At 64.2% G+C, this 17,255-nt stretch carries 12 protein-coding genes; 4 read left to right on the plus strand and 8 right to left on the minus strand.

The window, feature by feature from the left end; all coding sequences use genetic code 11:
• Window position 1: 1 nt before the first annotated feature.
• From fdhE to G7026_RS12005, 8 genes are all read right to left on the minus strand, one after another.
• The gene (fdhE, locus tag G7026_RS11970) at window positions 2–940 is read right to left on the minus strand and encodes a formate dehydrogenase accessory protein FdhE (RefSeq protein WP_258190251.1); all 939 of its coding nucleotides are present in this window, start codon (window positions 938–940) and stop codon (window positions 2–4) included.
• Complete coding sequence (locus tag G7026_RS11975; RefSeq protein WP_181071039.1) at window positions 937–1,629, minus strand: formate dehydrogenase subunit gamma; 693 nt, start codon at window positions 1,627–1,629, stop codon at window positions 937–939. The genes fdhE and G7026_RS11975 overlap by 4 nt, the downstream gene beginning before the upstream one ends.
• Window positions 1,626–2,561, minus strand: coding sequence for a formate dehydrogenase subunit beta (gene fdxH, locus G7026_RS11980; protein ID WP_181071041.1), 936 nt, complete (start codon window positions 2,559–2,561; stop codon window positions 1,626–1,628). Before fdxH ends, G7026_RS11975 begins: the two co-directional genes overlap by 4 nt.
• Entirely contained in the window at window positions 2,561–5,632 is a 3,072-nt protein-coding gene (gene fdnG / locus G7026_RS11985; protein WP_181071221.1) for a formate dehydrogenase-N subunit alpha, read from the minus strand. Before fdnG ends, fdxH begins: the two co-directional genes overlap by 1 nt.
• 129 nt (window positions 5,633–5,761) lie before the next feature.
• Window positions 5,762–6,634 carry a non-homologous end-joining DNA ligase gene (gene ligD / locus G7026_RS11990; protein WP_308811794.1) on the minus strand — a complete coding sequence of 291 codons (873 nt, stop codon included), beginning with the start codon at window positions 6,632–6,634 and terminating at the stop codon, window positions 5,762–5,764.
• A gap of 172 nt (window positions 6,635–6,806) precedes the next feature.
• The gene (ku, locus tag G7026_RS11995; RefSeq protein ID WP_181071045.1) at window positions 6,807–7,817 is read right to left on the minus strand and encodes a non-homologous end joining protein Ku; all 1,011 of its coding nucleotides are present in this window, start codon (window positions 7,815–7,817) and stop codon (window positions 6,807–6,809) included.
• 11 nt (window positions 7,818–7,828) lie between these two features.
• Window positions 7,829–8,686, minus strand: coding sequence for an SDR family oxidoreductase (locus G7026_RS12000; RefSeq protein WP_181071047.1), 858 nt, complete (start codon window positions 8,684–8,686; stop codon window positions 7,829–7,831).
• Between the two features lie 99 nt (window positions 8,687–8,785).
• Window positions 8,786–9,802: a zinc-dependent alcohol dehydrogenase family protein gene (locus G7026_RS12005; protein WP_181071049.1), complete on the minus strand. Its 1,017-nt coding sequence runs from the start codon at window positions 9,800–9,802 to the stop codon at window positions 8,786–8,788.
• Between the two features lie 312 nt (window positions 9,803–10,114).
• On the opposite strand from G7026_RS12005, the gene G7026_RS12010 reads away from it, so the two are divergent.
• From G7026_RS12010 to G7026_RS12025, 4 genes are all read left to right on the plus strand, one after another.
• On the plus strand, window positions 10,115–11,032 hold the full coding sequence (locus G7026_RS12010; RefSeq protein WP_258190252.1) for a LysR substrate-binding domain-containing protein: 918 nt from the start codon (window positions 10,115–10,117) through the stop codon (window positions 11,030–11,032).
• A gap of 209 nt (window positions 11,033–11,241) precedes the next feature.
• On the plus strand, window positions 11,242–12,483 hold the full coding sequence (gene mexE / locus G7026_RS12015; RefSeq protein WP_181071051.1) for a multidrug efflux RND transporter periplasmic adaptor subunit MexE: 1,242 nt from the start codon (window positions 11,242–11,244) through the stop codon (window positions 12,481–12,483).
• Window positions 12,484–12,597: 114 nt separating this feature from the next.
• A complete protein-coding gene (locus tag G7026_RS12020) occupies window positions 12,598–15,771 on the plus strand; it encodes an efflux RND transporter permease subunit (protein WP_181071053.1) in 3,174 nt (1,057 codons plus the stop codon).
• Window positions 15,768–17,156, plus strand: a complete 1,389-nt coding sequence (locus G7026_RS12025) for an efflux transporter outer membrane subunit (RefSeq protein WP_181071055.1) — start codon at window positions 15,768–15,770, stop codon at window positions 17,154–17,156. Before G7026_RS12020 ends, G7026_RS12025 begins: the two co-directional genes overlap by 4 nt.
• Window positions 17,157–17,255 lie beyond the last annotated feature (99 nt).

Genomic DNA, 17,255 nt, shown 5'->3' on the forward strand with positions numbered 1-17,255 from the left:
ATCAGTCGCCGAGAATCAGCAAAGGGTTGTACCCGCTGCGTGCGAACTCGCCCTGTTCGGCCAGCAGCAGGTCCAGCCCCAGGCTTGCCAGGTCGTCGGCAACCGGCTCGGCTCGACCGTGCAGCTCGCGCTGCGCCACCTTCAGGTAGCTATGGCATTCGCCGCAGGCCTCGGCCTGGATCGGCAGGAAAGGCTTGCCTTTCTCGTCGTCGAGCCCGAGATAGGTCAGCTTCGCTCCGCTGTCGCAGACGCTGCAGCGCACCCGTTCGAGATGCCATTCGGTCGAACACAGACTGCAATGCAGATAGCGCACCCCGCTGCGATGCCGTTCGTTGTGCACCACACTGGCCACCGGCAAGGAACCGCAGCACGGGCAGACACCGCGGCTTTCCGCGCTCGGGCGCTTCGGCGGTCGGGGCAGCTGGCGAGCCAGCCTGACCCAGGCGACCTGCAAGGCAGCCGCTACCAGTGGCATGAGCCCGCGGTTCTCCTGCGTGCCTGGGCGTACGTCGATGACCTCATCGGCCAACGCATCGAGCTGCTCGGGCGACATATCCCGCAGGGTCTGGATAAGCGGCCGCTGCCGCTCGCCCACATGCAGCTCGATGGCATCGAGCAGCGCAGTCAGGTCCTGCTTCCAGTCCAGGTCGCGCCGCAGCGCATCGACGCCGAGCGGCGGCATGCCGTGCTCCAGGGCGAGGTCGAAGGCGCCAGCTTCAGGCTGCCACCGCGGTTCGCGTTGCAGTGCCTGATCCTGCGCCTGTACCACCCGCGCCATGAACGAAAGAAACTCGTCCAGCGCCGGGACCATCACCACCAGCTCCCGCAGCCGTGCCGCGCGACGGCTGAACACCTGCGCATCGGGCAAGGCTATTGTCGGTGGATCCATGATTCCGCTCGGCGCGTTGCCAAAGCTGTGTTCCGGGGCTACTGCGCTCATGTCGATTTCCTTGTGGTTTCACTCGTCGCAGGCAAGCGCGTGTCGTCGCCCTGCTTTTCTCCACGGACGATTTCGTCATACCAGAGACCATGATGGTGCTTCGCCCAGGCACGACTCACCCGGCCCTGAGTCATCGCCCGGATGGAGCCCTTCACCCAAATCGCCGAGTAGACATGAATCACCAGGGTGATGATCGCGATGAATGCCGCGTAGGCATGGATCATCACAGCCCAGCGCAACAGTTCGCGGGGCATCGCCATGGCGAAATATGGCTGCCACATGATGATTCCGGTCACCAGCAGCACCGGCACGCTGAACAGGAAGATCCAGTACACCAGCTTCTGTCCGGCGTTGTTCTGACCCACCGGCGGCAACCTGTCGTCGCGGTTGGAGAGCACGTCGCCGATCTGCTTGGCCCACTGCACGTCATGCTTGCGGATCAGGTTGGCCTTGAAGAACCGCACCGCCTGGATCGCGAAGAAGAGGCACATGAACACCCCGATGAAGGGGTGAATGATTCGCGTCGCCGTAGGACCGCCGAACAGACCGGTCAACCCGAAGAAAAGCGGGTAGAACAGTGCCAGGCCGCTCAGTGTGAGTGCGACGAAGCAGATCGCGATCAGCCAGTGATTGAACCGCGACCACCAGCCGTAGCGCAGGATCCCTTTCTCGACGTTGGAATGACTCATAGCCGCCCCTCCTCGCTGCGATCGAGCTCGCGCGCGGCCGCTGCCTTTTCCGGATCCGGATCGTCTTCGGGTTCTTCCTTCGGCCCCTTGACCATGTAGTGGAAGAAGCCCGCCAGCACGGAGATGCCGAGCGCCGCCGACATGAAGGGCTTGGTCACGCCTTTCCACAGATCCACCAGCGGGCTGATGTGCGGATCCTTCGGCAACCCGCTGTAGATCTCCGGCTTGTCGGCGTGCTGCAGCACATAGATCACATGGGTGCCGCCGACGCCGGCCGGGTCATAGATGCCGGCGTTATCGAAGCCGCGTTCCTTGAGCTTCTCCACCCGGTGCGCGCCGTAGTCGAGCATCTGTTCCTTGGTGCCGAACTGGATCGACCCGGTCGGGCAGCTCTTCACGCAGGCCGGCTCCAGGCCCGCGAATACGCGGTCCGAACAGAGGGTGCACTTGTAGGCTTTGTGGTCCTTCTGCGAGATCCGCGGGATGTTGAACGGACAGCCGGCCACGCAATAGCCGCAGCCGATGCAATGCTCGGAGTTGAAGTCGACGATGCCGTTGGCGTACTGCACGATCGCTCCCGGAGACGGGCACGCCTTGAGGCAGCCCGGCTCGGCGCAATGCATGCAGTTGTCCTTGCGGATCAACCACTCCAGCCCGCCCTCCTCGTTGACGTATTCGGAGAAGCGCATCACCTCGAACGATTGCGGCGTCAGGTCCTGCGGGTTGTTGTAGGTGCCGTCGCACTCGCCCACTTCATCGCGCAGGTCGTTCCATTCCGAGCAGGCGACCTGACAGGCCTTGCAGCCAATGCACACCGAAACGTCGATGAGCTTGGTCACCGGCTCAACGCCGCCGGTACGCACCTGCGGCGTCGCCACGGGCGTCGCCGAGCGCTGGATGAAGTTCTGCATGTTGGGTTGTTCGCCACGCATCAGGCACGCCCTCCCAGTTTCTCCACGTTCACCAGGAACGACTTGAATTCCGGTGTTTGCGTATTACCGTCGCCAACCACTGGCGTCAGGGTATTGGTGAGGAATGCCTTCTTCGCCACCCCCAGGAAGCCCCAGTGAATCGGAATGCCGACCTGATGCACGGTCTTGCCGGTGATCTGCAGCGGTATCAGCCGCTTGGTCACCACCGCCACCGCCTCGATGTAGCCGCGCTTGGAGGTCACCCGGACCTTCTCGCCCGCCTTGATGCCCAGTTCCTCGGCCAACGTCTCGCCGATCTCGACGAACTTTTCCGGCTGCGCGATGGCGTTGAGCAGTACGTGGTGCGTCCAGTAGTGAAAGTGCTCGGTCAGCCGGTAGGTGGTCGCCGCGTACGGGAACTCCTTCGCCGTGCCGAAATTGGGCTTGTCTTCCTCGAACACCCGGCCGATCGGGTTGTGATACGCCAGCGGGTTATCGGGGCTGAGCGGGTTGTGGTCGATGGGCGACTCGAACGGCTCGTAGTGCTCGGGGAATGGCCCCTCGTTCAACCATTCGCTGGCGAAGAAATGGCCGCCGCCGCTCTGGTTGAGAATGAACGGACCGATGTTCTGCTCTGGCGGTGCCGCGATCGGATAGTCAGGGACGTCGGCGCCCACCCAGCGCTCGCCGTTCCACCAGACCAGCCTGCGATCAGGGTTCCAGGGTGTGCCGTCCGGGCGTGCCGAGGCGCGGTTGTAGAGGATCCGCCGGTTCATCGGCCAGGCCCACGCCCAATTCAGGGTCTGCCCGTTATCGTAAGGGTCCTCGTTGTCGCGCCGATCCATCATGTTGCCGGCTTCGGTCCAGGCGCCGGAGTAGATCCAGCAGCCACATGAGGTGGAGCCGTCTGCGCGCAGCTCGCCGAAGTCATTGAGCAGCTCGCCCTTGCGCCGGATGATCTGGCCCTTGTCCTCGATGTCCGCCAGGGCACGGCCGTTGTATTCGCGAGCCAGCTCGTCGGCCTGCGGGTAGTCGCGAATCTTGTAGTCCCAAGCCATGTTCAGGATCGGATCGGGGAACGCGCCACCCTCCTCTTCGTAGAGCTTGCGAATGCGCTGGAACAGATCACCCAGGATGTGGGTGTCGGTGCGCGACTCGCCAGGTGGCGGTGCGGCACGATGGTGCCACTGCAACCAGCGAGAGCTGTTGGTGATCGAGCCGTCATCCTCGGCAAAACAGGTGGTCGGTAGGCGGAACACCGTGGTCTGGATCTGACTCGGGTCGACGTCGTTGAACGCTCCGTGGTTCTGCCAGAACTCGCTGGTCTCGGTCTGCAGCGGGTCCATGACGACCAGATATTTGAGGTTCGACAGCGCCCGGGTCATCTTCGCCTTGTCGGGGAATGCGGCGAGGATGTTGAAGCCCTGGCAGAAGGCACCGGTCATCTTGCCGTTGGCCATGTCGTTGGCGGCATAGAGCACGTCGTAGATCGGCTCGGAAAGCTTGGGCAGCCAGTCGTAGCACCAGTTGTTCTCGGCCGTCGCCGCGTCGCCGTAAAAGGCCTTCATGGTGCTGACGAAGAAGCGCTCATAGTACTTCCAGTAGGACACCTGCTCGGGCAGCAGCGGCTGCTTGATCCGTTTGTCGAGGTACGCCTGGTAATTCTGCAGGTCCACCGAGGCCAGGTTCATGTAGCCCGGCAACAGGTTGGACAGCAGGCCGATATCGGTCAGGCCCTGGATGTTGGAGTGGCCGCGCAAAGCATTCACCCCACCGCCGAGCATGCCCATGTTGCCCAGGAGGAGCTGCACCATCGCCGCGGTGCGAATCATCTGCGAACCGACCGAGTGCTGTGTCCAGCCCAGCGCGTAAAGCATGGTCATGGTCTTGTCGGGCGCGGCCGTCTGGGCGATCAGGTCCCACAGCTGCAGCACGGTTTCACGCGGCATACCGCAGGTGGTTTCGACCATTTCCACCGTGTAGCGGCTGTAGTGCTGGCGCATCAGCTGGAACACGCAGCGTGGGTCCTGCAACGTCGGGTCACGGCGCGCGAAACCCTGCTCGTCAAGCTGGAAGTTCCAGGTCTTGCGGTCGTAATGATGGTTGGCTTCGTCGTAGCCGGTGAACAGCCCGTCCTCGAAGCCGAAGTCTTCGTGCACCAGCAGGCTCGCGTCGGTATAGGCGCGCACGTATTCGTCGTTGTAGCGGTTGTTCTCGATCAGATAGCTGATCAAGCCGCCCAGAAAGACGATATCGGTGCCTGTACGGATCCAGGCGTGATAGTCGGCCACCGCCGTGGTGCGGTTAAAACGCGGATCGATGGAAATCAGGATCGCGTTGCTGCGCTCCTTGGCCTGCATGACCCACCGGAAGCCCACAGGATGCGCCTCCGCGGAGTTGCCTCCCATGGAGAGAATGACGTGTGCGTTGCGGATGTCGACCCAGTGATTGGTCATGGCACCGCGACCGAATGAAGGGGCAAGACCTGCCACCGTCGGTCCGTGTCAGACGCGCGCCTGGTTATCCAGCTTGAGAATGCCCAGCGCCCGGGTGATCTTCTGGGTGAGGTAGGCCGTCTCGTTGGTACAGGCCGATGCGGCCACCATCGAACTCGTCATCCAGCGGTTGACCAGCCTGCCTTGCTCGTCATGGGTCTCGAAGTTGGCGTCGCGGTCGTCCTTCATCCAGCGGGCGATGCGCTCCATGGCCTCGTCCCAGCTGATCCGCTTCCACTCGCTACTGCCGGGCTCGCGGACTTCGGGAAATTTGGTCCGCGACTTGGCCTTGATGAAGTCGAGTACGCCGGAGCCGCGCGGGCACAGTGAACCGCGGCTCACCGGATGATCCGGATCGCCTTCGACGTGGAAGATTTCCTCATGCGCGTTGATTGCGCCGTCTCCGCGGCTGTAGAGCAACATGCCGCAACCTACGGAGCAGTAAGTGCAGATATTGCGGGTCATCTTGGCGCCGGTCAGCTTGAAATGCCGGATCGACGCGTGTGCCTCATCGGGGGCGAAACCCATCATCGCCATGCTCGATGCGCCCAGGCCAGCCGCGCCGAACTTCAAGAATTGTCGCCGGGATACACGCACGGTCATCGCGTCTCTCCTGTCTTTCTTATGTACTCATCAGGTGGGCAGTCGACTGCGCGGAATTCCGCTTGGTTCCTTACTGCGCTAAATCCCGTCGCGCTATGCGACAGGCGGGCTTGCAGATCGGTTTCAGGCAGGATCGGACAAGGCCTTGAGAGTCGCCTGGCTGATGATTTGCGCCAGCGAGGCGCATTCGGTCCAGGGGTCGCTGGGGAGGCTGGCCAGACGCTCGGCGAGGTTGGTCACGTTCCACTGGGCGGCGCCTTCGATCCGACCCAGCTCCTCGCGGGTGATGGGCACCGAGACCGGCAGGCCCGGCCGTGCGCGTACCGAATAGGCCGCCACGGTGCTGGCGCCCTTCTGGTTGCGAAGGTAATCGACGAAGATTTTTCCGACCCGGTTCTGCGGCCCCATCTTGGCGACGATGCGCTCGGGGGCTTCTGCTGCCAGCCGCTCGGCCACCGCGCGGGCGAACTCGCGGGCCAGCGTCCAATCGTGGCGACGGGCAAGCGGCACCATCACGTGCATGCCGCGGCCACCGCTGGTCTTGAGAAAACCACGTAGCCCGACGCGCTCGAGCAGGTCAAGGGTCATGCAGGTGGCGTCCACCATGGCCGACCAGGGCAGCGACGGGTCCGGGTCGAGATCGAAGATCACCCGGTCGGGCCGTTCGACCTTGTCGCTGCGCGCATTCCAGCTGTGGAACTCGAGGGTGCCCATCTGCACCGCCTCGATCACCGCGGTGATGTTGTCGGCCTGCATCAGCCGTGCATGTTCCGGATCCAGCGATTTGTCCAGCTCGCGCATGTGCGGCATCTTCAAGCGGCCGGCGTGGCGCTGGAAGAACGTCTCGCCACCCACACCTTCGGGGGCCCGCACGATGGACAACGGGCGCTTGGCCAATTGCGGCAGCAGGTGTTCGGCAACGCTCAGGTAGTACTCGGCGAGCCCCTTCTTGGTCACGCCGCTGGTGGTGTCGATCACCCGCTCCGGGTGACTGATGCCGACTCCACCGACCGGAGGGCGACTATCGCTGGCGCTCGCTTTACGTTTGGGTGACTTGGGGGCTGCCGCTGATTTCCTGCTGGGGGCTTTCTCGGCAGACCGACTCTGGGCTTGGGGCACGGTGGGCTCCTCATGAGGCTAGCTCAGCGCCGCATGCGCGGCGCCCCGCTCAGCTGGCTTTCTTTCTCGACTTGCTGGTGGTGCTGCTGGTTTTGCTTGCGCTGGCTTTGCGTGTCGTGCCGCTGGTGGTTTTAGCAGGTGCCTTGGCCTTGGTACCGGTGGTTTTGCTGGCGGCCGTCTTGCGAGCAGGCGCCTTCGCTTGCGCAGCGTTGTCCTCCTCGTCGTCCTCCTCGTCTTCGGGTTCGTCCCTGGCAGCGGCCTTGCTCGAGGATTTCCCCGCCAGGCTGCGCTTGAGCAGTTCGGTGAGGTCGATGACGTCCGCACTGCGACGGTCCACGGCCTCTTCCGGCCCTCCGACCGCCTCGAGCTTGCCCTCGCGCGCCTTGCGCTCGACCAGCTCCATGATCTGGTCCTGGAAGGTGTCCTTGAACTGCTCCGGCTTCCATTCCTCGGTCATGTCTTCGACCAGCCGCTTGGCCATGTCCAGTTCACGCGGATTGAGGTCGGCGTTGAGCGCTTCGTCCTTCATTTCCAGGTATTCGACGCCGCGCACCTCGTCGGCCCAACGCAGCGTGTTCATCACCAGCGCCTTGCCCATCGGCATCACCACGGCCAGGTGCTGCTTGTTACGCAGCACGACGTTGGCGATGCCCACCTTGCCGGTTTCGATCAGCGTTTCGCGCAGCAGCGCATAGACCTTTTCGCCCCGGCGATCGGGCGTGAGGTAATACGGCGTGTCGATATAGAGGAAAGAAATGTCCTTGGCGTCCACGAACGCTACGATATCGACCGTCTGGGTGGCTTTCGGGTGGGCTGCCTTGATCTCATCATCGCTGATAACGACGTAATGCCCCTTCTCGTACTCGACGCCCTTGACGATGTTTTCGCTTTCGATGTCTTCGCCAGTGGTCTTGTTGATTCGCTTGTAGCCGACCCGATCCATGCTGCGCTTGTCGAGCCAGTCGAAATCGATGCCCTGGCGAGTGGTGGCCGGCACCAGCGCCACCGGGATGTGTACCAGGCCGAAGCTGACGGCCCCTTTCCAGATCGTGCGTGGCATGGCTGTACTCCTCAACCGTTGACGACGGTTCCGCCGTTGACATGGATGACCTGGCCGCTGACGTAGGACGAGTCGGAACTGGCGAGGTAGACGTAGGCGGGAGCGACCTCCTCGGGCTGGCCGGGGCGCTCCATGGGCGTGTTGGACCCGAAGTGGGCGACGTGATCCGCGTCGAAGGTCGAGGGAATCAGCGGCGTCCAGATCGGCCCGGGCGCCACCGCATTGACCCGGATGCCACGCGGCGCGAGGTTGATCGCCAGTGAGCGGGTGAAGCTGGTGATGGCGCCCTTGGTCGAGGAGTAGTCGATCAGATTCGGGTTGCCCTTGTAGGCCGTCACCGAGGTGGTATTGATGATCGAGGCGCCCTCCTTCATCACCGGCAAAGCGGCCTTGGTCAGCTGGAACATGCCGAAGATGTTGGTGCGGAAGGTGCGCTCCCACTGTTCCTCGCTGATGTCCTCTAGGCTCTTCTGAGGATGCTGCTCACCGGCGTTGTTGACCAGAATGTCGAGCCGGCCAAAAAGCCGCTGGGTTTCGTCGATGACCCGGCGGCAAAAATTCGCATCGGCCACATCGCCTGCGAAGGTCAGGCAGCGGCGGCCGTGCTTCTCGACTTCTCGGCGGGTTTCTTCGGCGTCGTCCACCTGGTTCAGGTAGAGCACCACCACATCGGCGCCCTCTCGGGCATAGAGCACCGCGACGGAGCGGCCGATGCCGCTGTCGCCGCCGGTGATGATCGCTACGCGCCCCTCGAGCTTGCCCGCCGCGCGGTAGTCCTCGCCCTTGTAGGCGGGGCGCGGACGCATGCGACTTTCGTCACCGGGCTCGGGTTGTTGCTGGGGCGGAAGGGTCTGGCTCGCGTCCGACATACGGCGTCTCCAAAGCGTACGACTGTCTTTGGAGGACTGGCGGGGAGAAACAAAAGTTTCCGTCAGCGGGCGGCGCGCCCGCCGAACGGGAACCTGCGGTCACTCGACTCGCAATACCACTCGGCCTCGGGCAGCGCCGCTTTCCAGATAGCGGTGCGCGTCGGCCACTTCGTCGAAACCGTAGACGCGAGCGATGGCGGGCTGCAGCAGACGGTCTGCGGTGAGCTGGTTGATGTGGGTCAGCGCCCGCTCGACCGCCTCGGCGTCCTGAGCGATGCCAAGCTCCGGCAGGCCGGTGAAGTCGCCCAGGCAGTGCAGGAAGAACTTGATGTTCTTTTCGAACGCGGCGCACGCCGGGAATGCAGTCTCGTTGCCGCCATTGAGCCCATAGAGGATCAGCTTGCCGCGCGGCGCGATGACGTCGCCGAGCAAGGCCATCTGCGAACCGCCGCAGGCGTCGAGGATGACTTCCACGCCACGGCCCTCGGTGAGTTTCTGGACGCGCCCGACCAGATCCTCTTCCTCGGTGGCGATCACCACATTTGCGCCGAGATCCAGGAGAAAGTCCCGGTCTTCGCTGGTATCGGTGGTTGCGATCACCCGCGCGCCCAGGGCAGAAGCGAGCTGCACCGCCGACGGGCCCGTACAGTGGCTGGCATCGGTCATCAGCACCTGCTGACCGGCTTGCAGCTGTGCCAGGTCCTTGAGGCCGAAATACGCGATCAACAGCGGCGTGTAATGCACACACGCCTGCTCGGCGCTCAGCACGTCCGGATACTGGACAAGCGACGTCTGCGGCATCAGCACGCGCTCGCCGTAGGCGGGATAGTCATTGAGATCGTGCGCCGGGAAGCTTGCCACTGCGTCGCCGACCTTGAAGCGCTCGACGCCCTCGCCGACCGCCAGTACTTCCCCGGCGACCTCGCTGCCAAGCCCCGTGGGCAAGCGCGGATGACGCGGCGCCAAGTCCTGACGCCAGAGCACGTCGTTCCAGCTGACACCGATCGCCTTGACTGCAATCAGCACTTCGCCAGGCGCAGGCGAACCGACTTCGACGTTCTCGAATTGCAGTACTTCGGCGGGGCCGAACTGGTGAAATTTGATCATGCGCGACATCGTGCACCTCACTCGTACTTCTAGGCTGGAGCGACTCTATCCGCACTCCCCGAACAACACCACCCATCGAAGGGGTATTCCTGTTGATAGTGCTCATGCCCGGTGCTAATGATCTCGACCACTCGACCTCTTTGAAGCGGCTTAGAGCAGTCGACGGCGGCGTGCCGGCGTGCTCTTATGCCGCTGGATCAGGCAAGGCACCGATACGATCGGGCATTCGTCATCCTGGCACGAGACACTACCATTTGCCTTGAGACATCTGTTTATCGGGTAACGCTCGATTATCCGGTCACTGACTACTGCGTGGATGGCATGAACCGTAACGACCTTCGTCGCCTCGACCTCAACCTGCTGATCGTCTTCGAAACGCTGATGCACGAGCGCAGCGTTACCCGCGCCGCGGAAAAGCTGTTCCTCGGCCAACCAGCGATCAGTGCCGCACTCGGGCGTCTGCGCTCACTGTTCGACGATCCACTGTTCGTGCGCACCGGCCGCAGCATGGAGCCGACGGCGCGCGCTCAGGAAATCTTCGGCTTGCTCTCGCCCGCGCTGGACTCGATTTCCACGGCGGTCAGTCGTGCCAGCCAGTTCGACCCGGCCACCAGCAACATGGTGTTCCGCATTGGCCTGAGCGACGAGGTGGAGTTCGGCCTGTTGCCGCCGCTACTGCGGCGCATCCGCGCCGAGGCTCCGGGCGTGGTGCTGGTGGTACGGCGCGCCAACTACCTGCTGATGCCGAGCCTGCTGGCCTCTGGCGAAATCTCGGTCGGCGTCAGCTACACCGACGAATTGCCAGCCAACGCCAAGCGCAAGGTCCTGCGCCGTAGCCGGCCGAGACTGTTGAGGGCAGACTCCAAGCCCGGTGCGCTGAGCATGGATGAATATTGCGCGCGGCCCCATGCGATGGTCTCGTTCGCCGGCGACCTGAACGGGTTCATCGATGAAGAACTGGCCTTGCGTGGCTGCAAGCGCAAGGTGGTGCTGGCGGTTCCCCAGTTCAACGGCCTGGCCAGCCTGATCGCCGGTACCGACATCATCGCCACGGTGCCCGACTATGCCGCTGCGGCCCTTGCCGCCAATGGGGGCGTGCGCGCCGAGCCGCTGCCCTTCGAGACAGACACCACCTTCGAGCTGTCGATGGCCTGGCGCGGCGCTCAGGACAACGACCCGGCCGAGCGCTGGCTGCGTTCGCGCATTCAGATGTTCATCGGCGATCCGGACAGCCTCTAACTCGCGCCCAACTGCAATACAACGTTGGGTGGACGGTCATACCTTGCGCCACGCAAGGGCGCTGTCCGCTGATCCTCACCTGCATCGATACATACAGTTAAACCATCATCGACAGTGATATTCATCTTCGCCTCGTTCGATTCGTCGTACCACCGCGCGACACGCACACTCGCCCCACTGTCTATTCCCTGCTTTGCGGAGCCCGTTACATGGATCAGTCATTCAAGGCCTTGCGCTTTCCCCTGGCCGCTCTCGCGATCGTCGCCCTCGCCGCCTGCGACAAGGCACCCCAAGCCAGCGCGTCGGCCGCGCCGCCGGCGCCTGCCGTCAGCGTCGCCCAGGTGATCGAGCAGCCCATTACCGAATGGGACGAGTTGACCGGACGCCTGGAGGCACCCGAGTCGGTACAGATCCGCCCACGGGTGTCGGGCTATATCGACAAGGTGGCCTTCACCGAAGGCGCCCGGGTGAAAAAAGGCGACCTGCTGTTCCAGATCGATCCACGCCCGTTCCAGGCCGAGGTCAAGCGGCTCGAAGCCCAGCTCCAACAAGCCCGTGCTCAGCAACGCCGTACCGTCAGCGAGGCCGAGCGTGGCGAACGCCTGCGTTCGAGCAACGCGATCTCCGCCGAACTGGCCGATGCGCGTATCAGCGCCGCCGAGGAAGCCAAGGCGGCGGTGGCGGCGATTCAGGCCCAGCTCGACTCGGCACGTCTGGACCTGAGCTTCACGCAGATCACCGCGCCCATCGACGGACAGGTCAGCAATGCCGTGGTGACCGCCGGCAACCTGGTAAATGCCGGTGACACGTTGCTTACCACGCTGGTCTCCACCGATCGCGTCTACGCCTACTTCGAGGCGGACGAGCGCGTCTACCTCAAGCAGCGCGAACTGGCCCGCCAGGGCTCGCGCGGCGATGCGACACCGGTCTATCTCGGGCTGACCAACGAAGACGGTCATCCACATCTCGGCCACATGGACTTCATCGACAACCGCGTCGACCCGCGCACCGGCACCATCCGCGGTCGCGCCGTGTTCGACAACCGCGACGGGCGCTTCACCCCGGGGCTGTACGCCCGTCTGAAACTGGTGGGCAGCGGCCGCTACGACGCCACCCTGATCCAGGACGGCGCCGTCGGCACGGACCTAGGCAAGAAGTTCGTGCTGGTCATCGGCGCCAACGGTGACGTGGACTACCGCGCCGTCGAACTCGGACCGCGCCTCGAAGGGCTGCGCATCGTGCGCAGCGGCCTGGCCAAGGGCGAGCGCATCGTGGTCAACGGCTTGCAGCGGGTGCGCCCGGGCATGCATGTCGAGCCGCAGGAAGTACCCATGGCAAGCGAAGCCACCCTCGCTGCCCTGGCCAGCCAGCGCGAAGCGATCGAGGCCGCACAGCAGAACCCGGCCCCGAGCGTTGCCCGCCGCGATGGCAACGGTGCGCCCAGAAGCTGATGCCTGACCCTCCCGCGCCGCGGGAGGCGTTCACCCTTGTTGTAGTGCTGTGCCCTGCCCGCTTGTCGCGGGCAGCGGTGCCCCCTTGCCGAGCGATACACAGGACATGCTCCGATGAACTTCTCTCAATTCTTCATCCTGCGGCCGATCTTCGCGGCGGTGCTTTCGCTGATCATCCTGATCGGCGGCGCCATCGCGCTGTTCCAGTTGCCCATTAGCGAGTACCCGGAAGTGGTACCGCCGACCGTGGTGGTGCGCGCCAATTTCCCGGGGGCGAACCCCAAGGTCATCGGCGAAACCGTCGCCTCGCCGCTCGAACAGGCCATCAATGGCGTCGAGGGCATGCTCTACATGTCGTCCCAGGCCACCTCCGACGGCAGGATGACCCTGACCATCACCTTCGCCCTCGGTACGGATCTGGATACCGCCCAGGTGCAGGTGCAGAACCGCGTCACCCGGACCATGCCGACTCTGCCGACCGAGGTGCAGCGCCTGGGCGTCACCGTCGACAAGGCCTCGCCCGACCTGACCATGGTGGTGCACCTGACGTCGCCGGACGAGCGCTACGACATGCTCTACCTGTCCAACTACGCCACGCTCAACGTCAAGGACGAGCTGGCGCGGCTGGACGGCATCGGCGACGTGCAGCTATTCGGCCTCGGCGAATACTCGCTGCGCGTCTGGCTGGATCCGACCAAGGTCGCTTCGCGCAACCTCACCGCAACCGACGTGGTTGACGCGATTCGCGAGCAGAACCGCCAGGTCGCCGCAGGCTCGCTGGGCGCGCCGCCGTCCAATGCCGGCAACAGCTTCCAGCTGTCGATCAACACCCAGGGCCGGCTGGTCAGCGAGGAGGAGTTCGAGAACATCGTGGTGCGCGCCGGTGAAGACGGCGAGATCACCCGCCTGAGGGACATTGCGCGGATTGAGCTTGGCTCGAATCAATACGCTCTGCGCTCGCTGCTCAACAACAAGCCCGCCGTGGCCATGCCGATCTTCCAGCGCCCAGGCTCCAACGCCATCGACGTGTCCAACAACGTGCGGGCGAAGATGGCCGAGCTCAAGGAAGCTTTCCCCCAGGGCGTCGATTACGAAATCGTCTACGACCCGACCATCTTCGTGCGTGGCTCCATCGAGGCGGTGGTCCATACCCTGCTCGAAGCGATCGTGCTGGTGGTGCTGGTGGTGATCCTGTTCTTGCAGACCTGGCGTGCCTCGATCATTCCGCTGGTAGCGGTACCGGTTTCGCTGATCGGCACCTTCGCGGTCATGCACATGTTCGGTTTTTCGCTAAATGCCTTGTCACTGTTCGGCCTCGTGCTGGCGATCGGTATCGTCGTGGACGATGCGATCGTGGTGGTGGAGAACGTCGAACGTAATATCGATCTGGGCAAAACGCCGGTCGAGGCCACCAAGCAGGCCATGAAGGAAGTCACCGGTCCGATCGTGGCGACGGCGTTGGTGCTGTGCGCGGTGTTCGTGCCGACCGCCTTCATCTCCGGGCTTACCGGGCAGTTCTACCAGCAGTTCGCGCTGACCATCGCCATCTCTACGGTCATCTCCGCGTTCAACTCGCTCACCCTTTCGCCGGCGCTGGCTGCCGTGCTGCTGCGCGCCCACGATGCGCCGAAGGACCGCTTTTCCCGCGTGCTGGATGCCCTCTTCGGGCGCTGGCTGTTCAAGCCGTTCAACCGGGTATTCGATCGCGCCAGCCACGGCTACGTCGGGGCCGTGCGCCGCATCCTGCGCGGCAGCGGCATTGCGGTGCTGATCTACGCCGGGCTGATGGGCCTGACCTGGATGGGCTTCGCCAACACGCCGACCGGTTTCGTGCCGCAGCAGGACAAGCAGTATCTGGTGGCTTTCGCCCAACTGCCGGACGCAGCGACGCTGGACCGCAGCGAAGACGTGATCAAGAAGATGTCGGAGCTTGCCCTCAAGCATCCCGGCGTCGAGAACACCGTGGCCTTCCCCGGCCTCTCGATCAACGGCTTCACCAACAGCAGCAACAGCGGGATCGTCTTCGTCACCCTCAAGGACTTCGCCGAGCGCAAGGACGCCTCGCTGTCGGCCGGTGCCATTGCCGGAGAACTCAACGGCCAGTTCGGCGGAATTCAGGATGCCTTCATTGCCATCTTCCCGCCGCCACCGGTGATGGGCCTCGGCACCATCGGCGGCTTCCGTGTGCAAGTGCAGGACCGTGCCAACCTGGGCTATGACGAGCTCTACCGTCAGACCCAGAACATCATCGCCAAGAGCCAGAGCGTGCCCGAACTGGCCGGTCTGTTCTCCAGCTACCAGGTCAACGTGCCGCAGGTAGAAGCGGCGATCGACCGGGAGAAGGCCAAGACCCACGGCGTGGCGATCGACGACATCTTCGACACCATGCAGATCTACCTCGGTTCGCTGTACGCCAACGACTTCAACCGGTTCGGCCGGACCTACCAGGTCAACGTACAGGCCGAGCAGCAGTTCCGGCTCGAAGCCGAGCAGATTGGTCAGCTGAAGGTTCGCAACAACCGGGGCGAAATGGTGCCGCTGTCGACCTTCGTCAAGGTCAGCGACAGCGCAGGGCCGGATCGCGTCATGCACTACAACGGGTTCATTACCGCCGAAATCAATGGCGCGCCGGCGCCCGGCTATAGCACCGGACAGGCCGAAGCGGCGATGGAGCGGCTGCTGCGTGAGGAGTTGCCCAACGGCATGACCTTCGAGTGGACCGACCTGACCTACCAGCAGATCCTCTCCGGCAACACTTCAATGTTTGTCTTTCCGCTCTGCGTACTGCTGGCGTTTCTGGTACTGGCCGCCCAGTACGAAAGCTGGAGTCTGCCGCTCGCGGTCATCCTGATCGTGCCGATGACGCTGCTTTCGGCAATCGCCGGGGTAATCATCGCCGGTAGCGACAACAACATCTTCACCCAGATCGGCCTGATCGTACTGGTGGGCTTGGCGTGCAAGAACGCGATCCTCATCGTCGAGTTCGCCAAGGAGAAACAGGAAGAAGGCCTCGACCGCGTGGCCGCTGTGCTCGAAGCCTGCCGCCTGCGTCTACGGCCGATCCTGATGACCAGCTTCGCCTTCATCATGGGCGTGGTTCCGCTGGTGATATCCAGTGGCGCCGGCGCCGAGATGCGCCACGCGATGGGTGTCGCGGTGTTCTCCGGGATGCTCGGCGTGACCTTCTTCGGGTTGCTGCTGACCCCCGTGTTCTATGTCCTGCTGCGCGCCTTCGTCGAACGCCGCGAAGCACGCCGGCAGACCCGTCTCAAGGAGATTCATGCATGAAGGCCTTTGCCCCCGCCCTGCTCGCACTGGCACTGTCCGCCTGTGCGGTAGGCCCGGACTACCGCGCGCCGGAGACCGCGCCGGCCAACCTGATCCACGCGCAGGCGGCGTCGCTCGACCGCAGCCGCTTCGAGAGCGCCTGGTGGCGCCAGTTCGAAGACCGCACCCTCGACCAACTGGTGGAGCAGGCGCTCGAAGAGAACCGCGAACTGCGCATCGCCTTTGCCCGGGTGCGTGCGGCCAGGGCGATCCGTGACGACGTCGGCAACGACGCGCTGCCGATCGTCAGCAGCCGCGCCAGCGCCGAAGTCGGCAAGGCGCAGCAACCGGGCTTCAGCGAGCGCCGCGGCAATGCCGAGCGCTATGACCTGGGCCTTGATATGGCCTGGGAGATCGACCTGTTCGGGCGCATTCAGCGCCAGCTCGAATCCAGCGAGGCCCAGGCGCAGAGCGCCGAGGCCGAGCTCTATCAGCTGCAGATCACGCTGATCGCCGATCTGGTCGATGCCTACGGCGATCTGCGCGGTGCCCAGCTGCGTGAACGCATCGCCCGCGCCAACCTTGAAAACCAGCAGGACTCCCGTGGGCTGACCGAACAGCTGCGCGAAGCCGGCATCGGCAGCCAGCTGGACGTGTTGCGCGCCGATGCGCGTCTGGCCGCCATCGAAGCGACACTGCCACTGCTCCAGGCCCAGCAGGTACGGGCCCGCAACCGCATCGCCACGCTGATGGGCCAGCGCCCCGATCAGCTCACGGTCGACCTCTCCCCGCGCGAGCTGCCGGCGATCGCCAAGGCGCTGCCGATCGGCGATCCAGCGGAACTGCTGCGTCGCCGCCCGGACATCAATGCGGCCGAACGCCAGCTGGCAGCCGCCACGGCGAACGTTGGCGTGGCAACGGCGGACCTCTTTCCCCGGGTCAGCCTTTCCGGGTTTCTCGGCTTCACCGCCGGACGTGGCTCGCAGATAGGCTCCTCGGCTGCTCGGGCCTGGGGCGTCGCACCGACCATCAGCTGGGCCGCCTTCGACCTCGGCAGTGTGCGGGCCCGCCTGCGCGGTGCCCGCGCCGATGCCGATGGCGCCCTGGCGCAGTACGAGCAGCAGGTATTGCTGGCCCTGGAAGAATCGGAAAACGCCTTCAGCGACTACGCCAAGACCCAGCAACGCCTACTGGCCCTGGTGCGCCAATCCGATGCCAGCCGCGAAGCGGCCGGCCAGGCGGCGATCCGCTACCGCGAAGGCACGGTGGACTTCCTCGTCCTGCTCGATGCCGAGCGCGAGCGCCTGGCCGCCGAAGACGCCCAGGCGCAGGCCGAGGTCGATCTGTACCGCGGCATCGTCTCCATCTACAAGGCGCTCGGCGGCGGTTGGGACATCAGCAGCTGACCTTTTCCTCGCATCCGCTTCACCTTTGCCCCGCGATTGGCTCCTGGTCGCGGGGCTTTTTTTTTTGCCCGGCACGCCGGCGCCCGTCGAGCTTGAGCC

It is taken from the genome of Stutzerimonas azotifigens, from assembly GCF_013522725.1.
Taxonomy (GTDB): domain Bacteria; phylum Pseudomonadota; class Gammaproteobacteria; order Pseudomonadales; family Pseudomonadaceae; genus Stutzerimonas; species Stutzerimonas azotifigens_A.

Excerpts from the sequence above, each read along its gene's own strand:
- fdhE (WP_258190251.1), bottom strand. The coding sequence starts at position 940 with ATGAGCGCAGTAGCCCCGGAACACAGCTTTGGCAACGCGCCGAGCGGA.
- G7026_RS11975 (WP_181071039.1), bottom strand. The coding sequence starts at position 1,629 with ATGAGTCATTCCAACGTCGAGAAAGGGATCCTGCGCTACGGCTGGTGG.
- fdxH (WP_181071041.1), bottom strand. The coding sequence starts at position 2,561 with ATGCGTGGCGAACAACCCAACATGCAGAACTTCATCCAGCGCTCGGCG.
- ku (WP_181071045.1), bottom strand. The coding sequence starts at position 7,817 with ATGCCACGCACGATCTGGAAAGGGGCCGTCAGCTTCGGCCTGGTACAC.
- G7026_RS12000 (WP_181071047.1), bottom strand. The coding sequence starts at position 8,686 with ATGTCGGACGCGAGCCAGACCCTTCCGCCCCAGCAACAACCCGAGCCC.
- G7026_RS12005 (WP_181071049.1), bottom strand. The coding sequence starts at position 9,802 with ATGTCGCGCATGATCAAATTTCACCAGTTCGGCCCCGCCGAAGTACTG.
- G7026_RS12010 (WP_258190252.1), top strand. The coding sequence starts at position 10,115 with ATGAACCGTAACGACCTTCGTCGCCTCGACCTCAACCTGCTGATCGTC.
- mexE (WP_181071051.1), top strand. The coding sequence starts at position 11,242 with ATGGATCAGTCATTCAAGGCCTTGCGCTTTCCCCTGGCCGCTCTCGCG.
- G7026_RS12020 (WP_181071053.1), top strand. The coding sequence starts at position 12,598 with ATGAACTTCTCTCAATTCTTCATCCTGCGGCCGATCTTCGCGGCGGTG.
- G7026_RS12025 (WP_181071055.1), top strand. The coding sequence starts at position 15,768 with ATGAAGGCCTTTGCCCCCGCCCTGCTCGCACTGGCACTGTCCGCCTGT.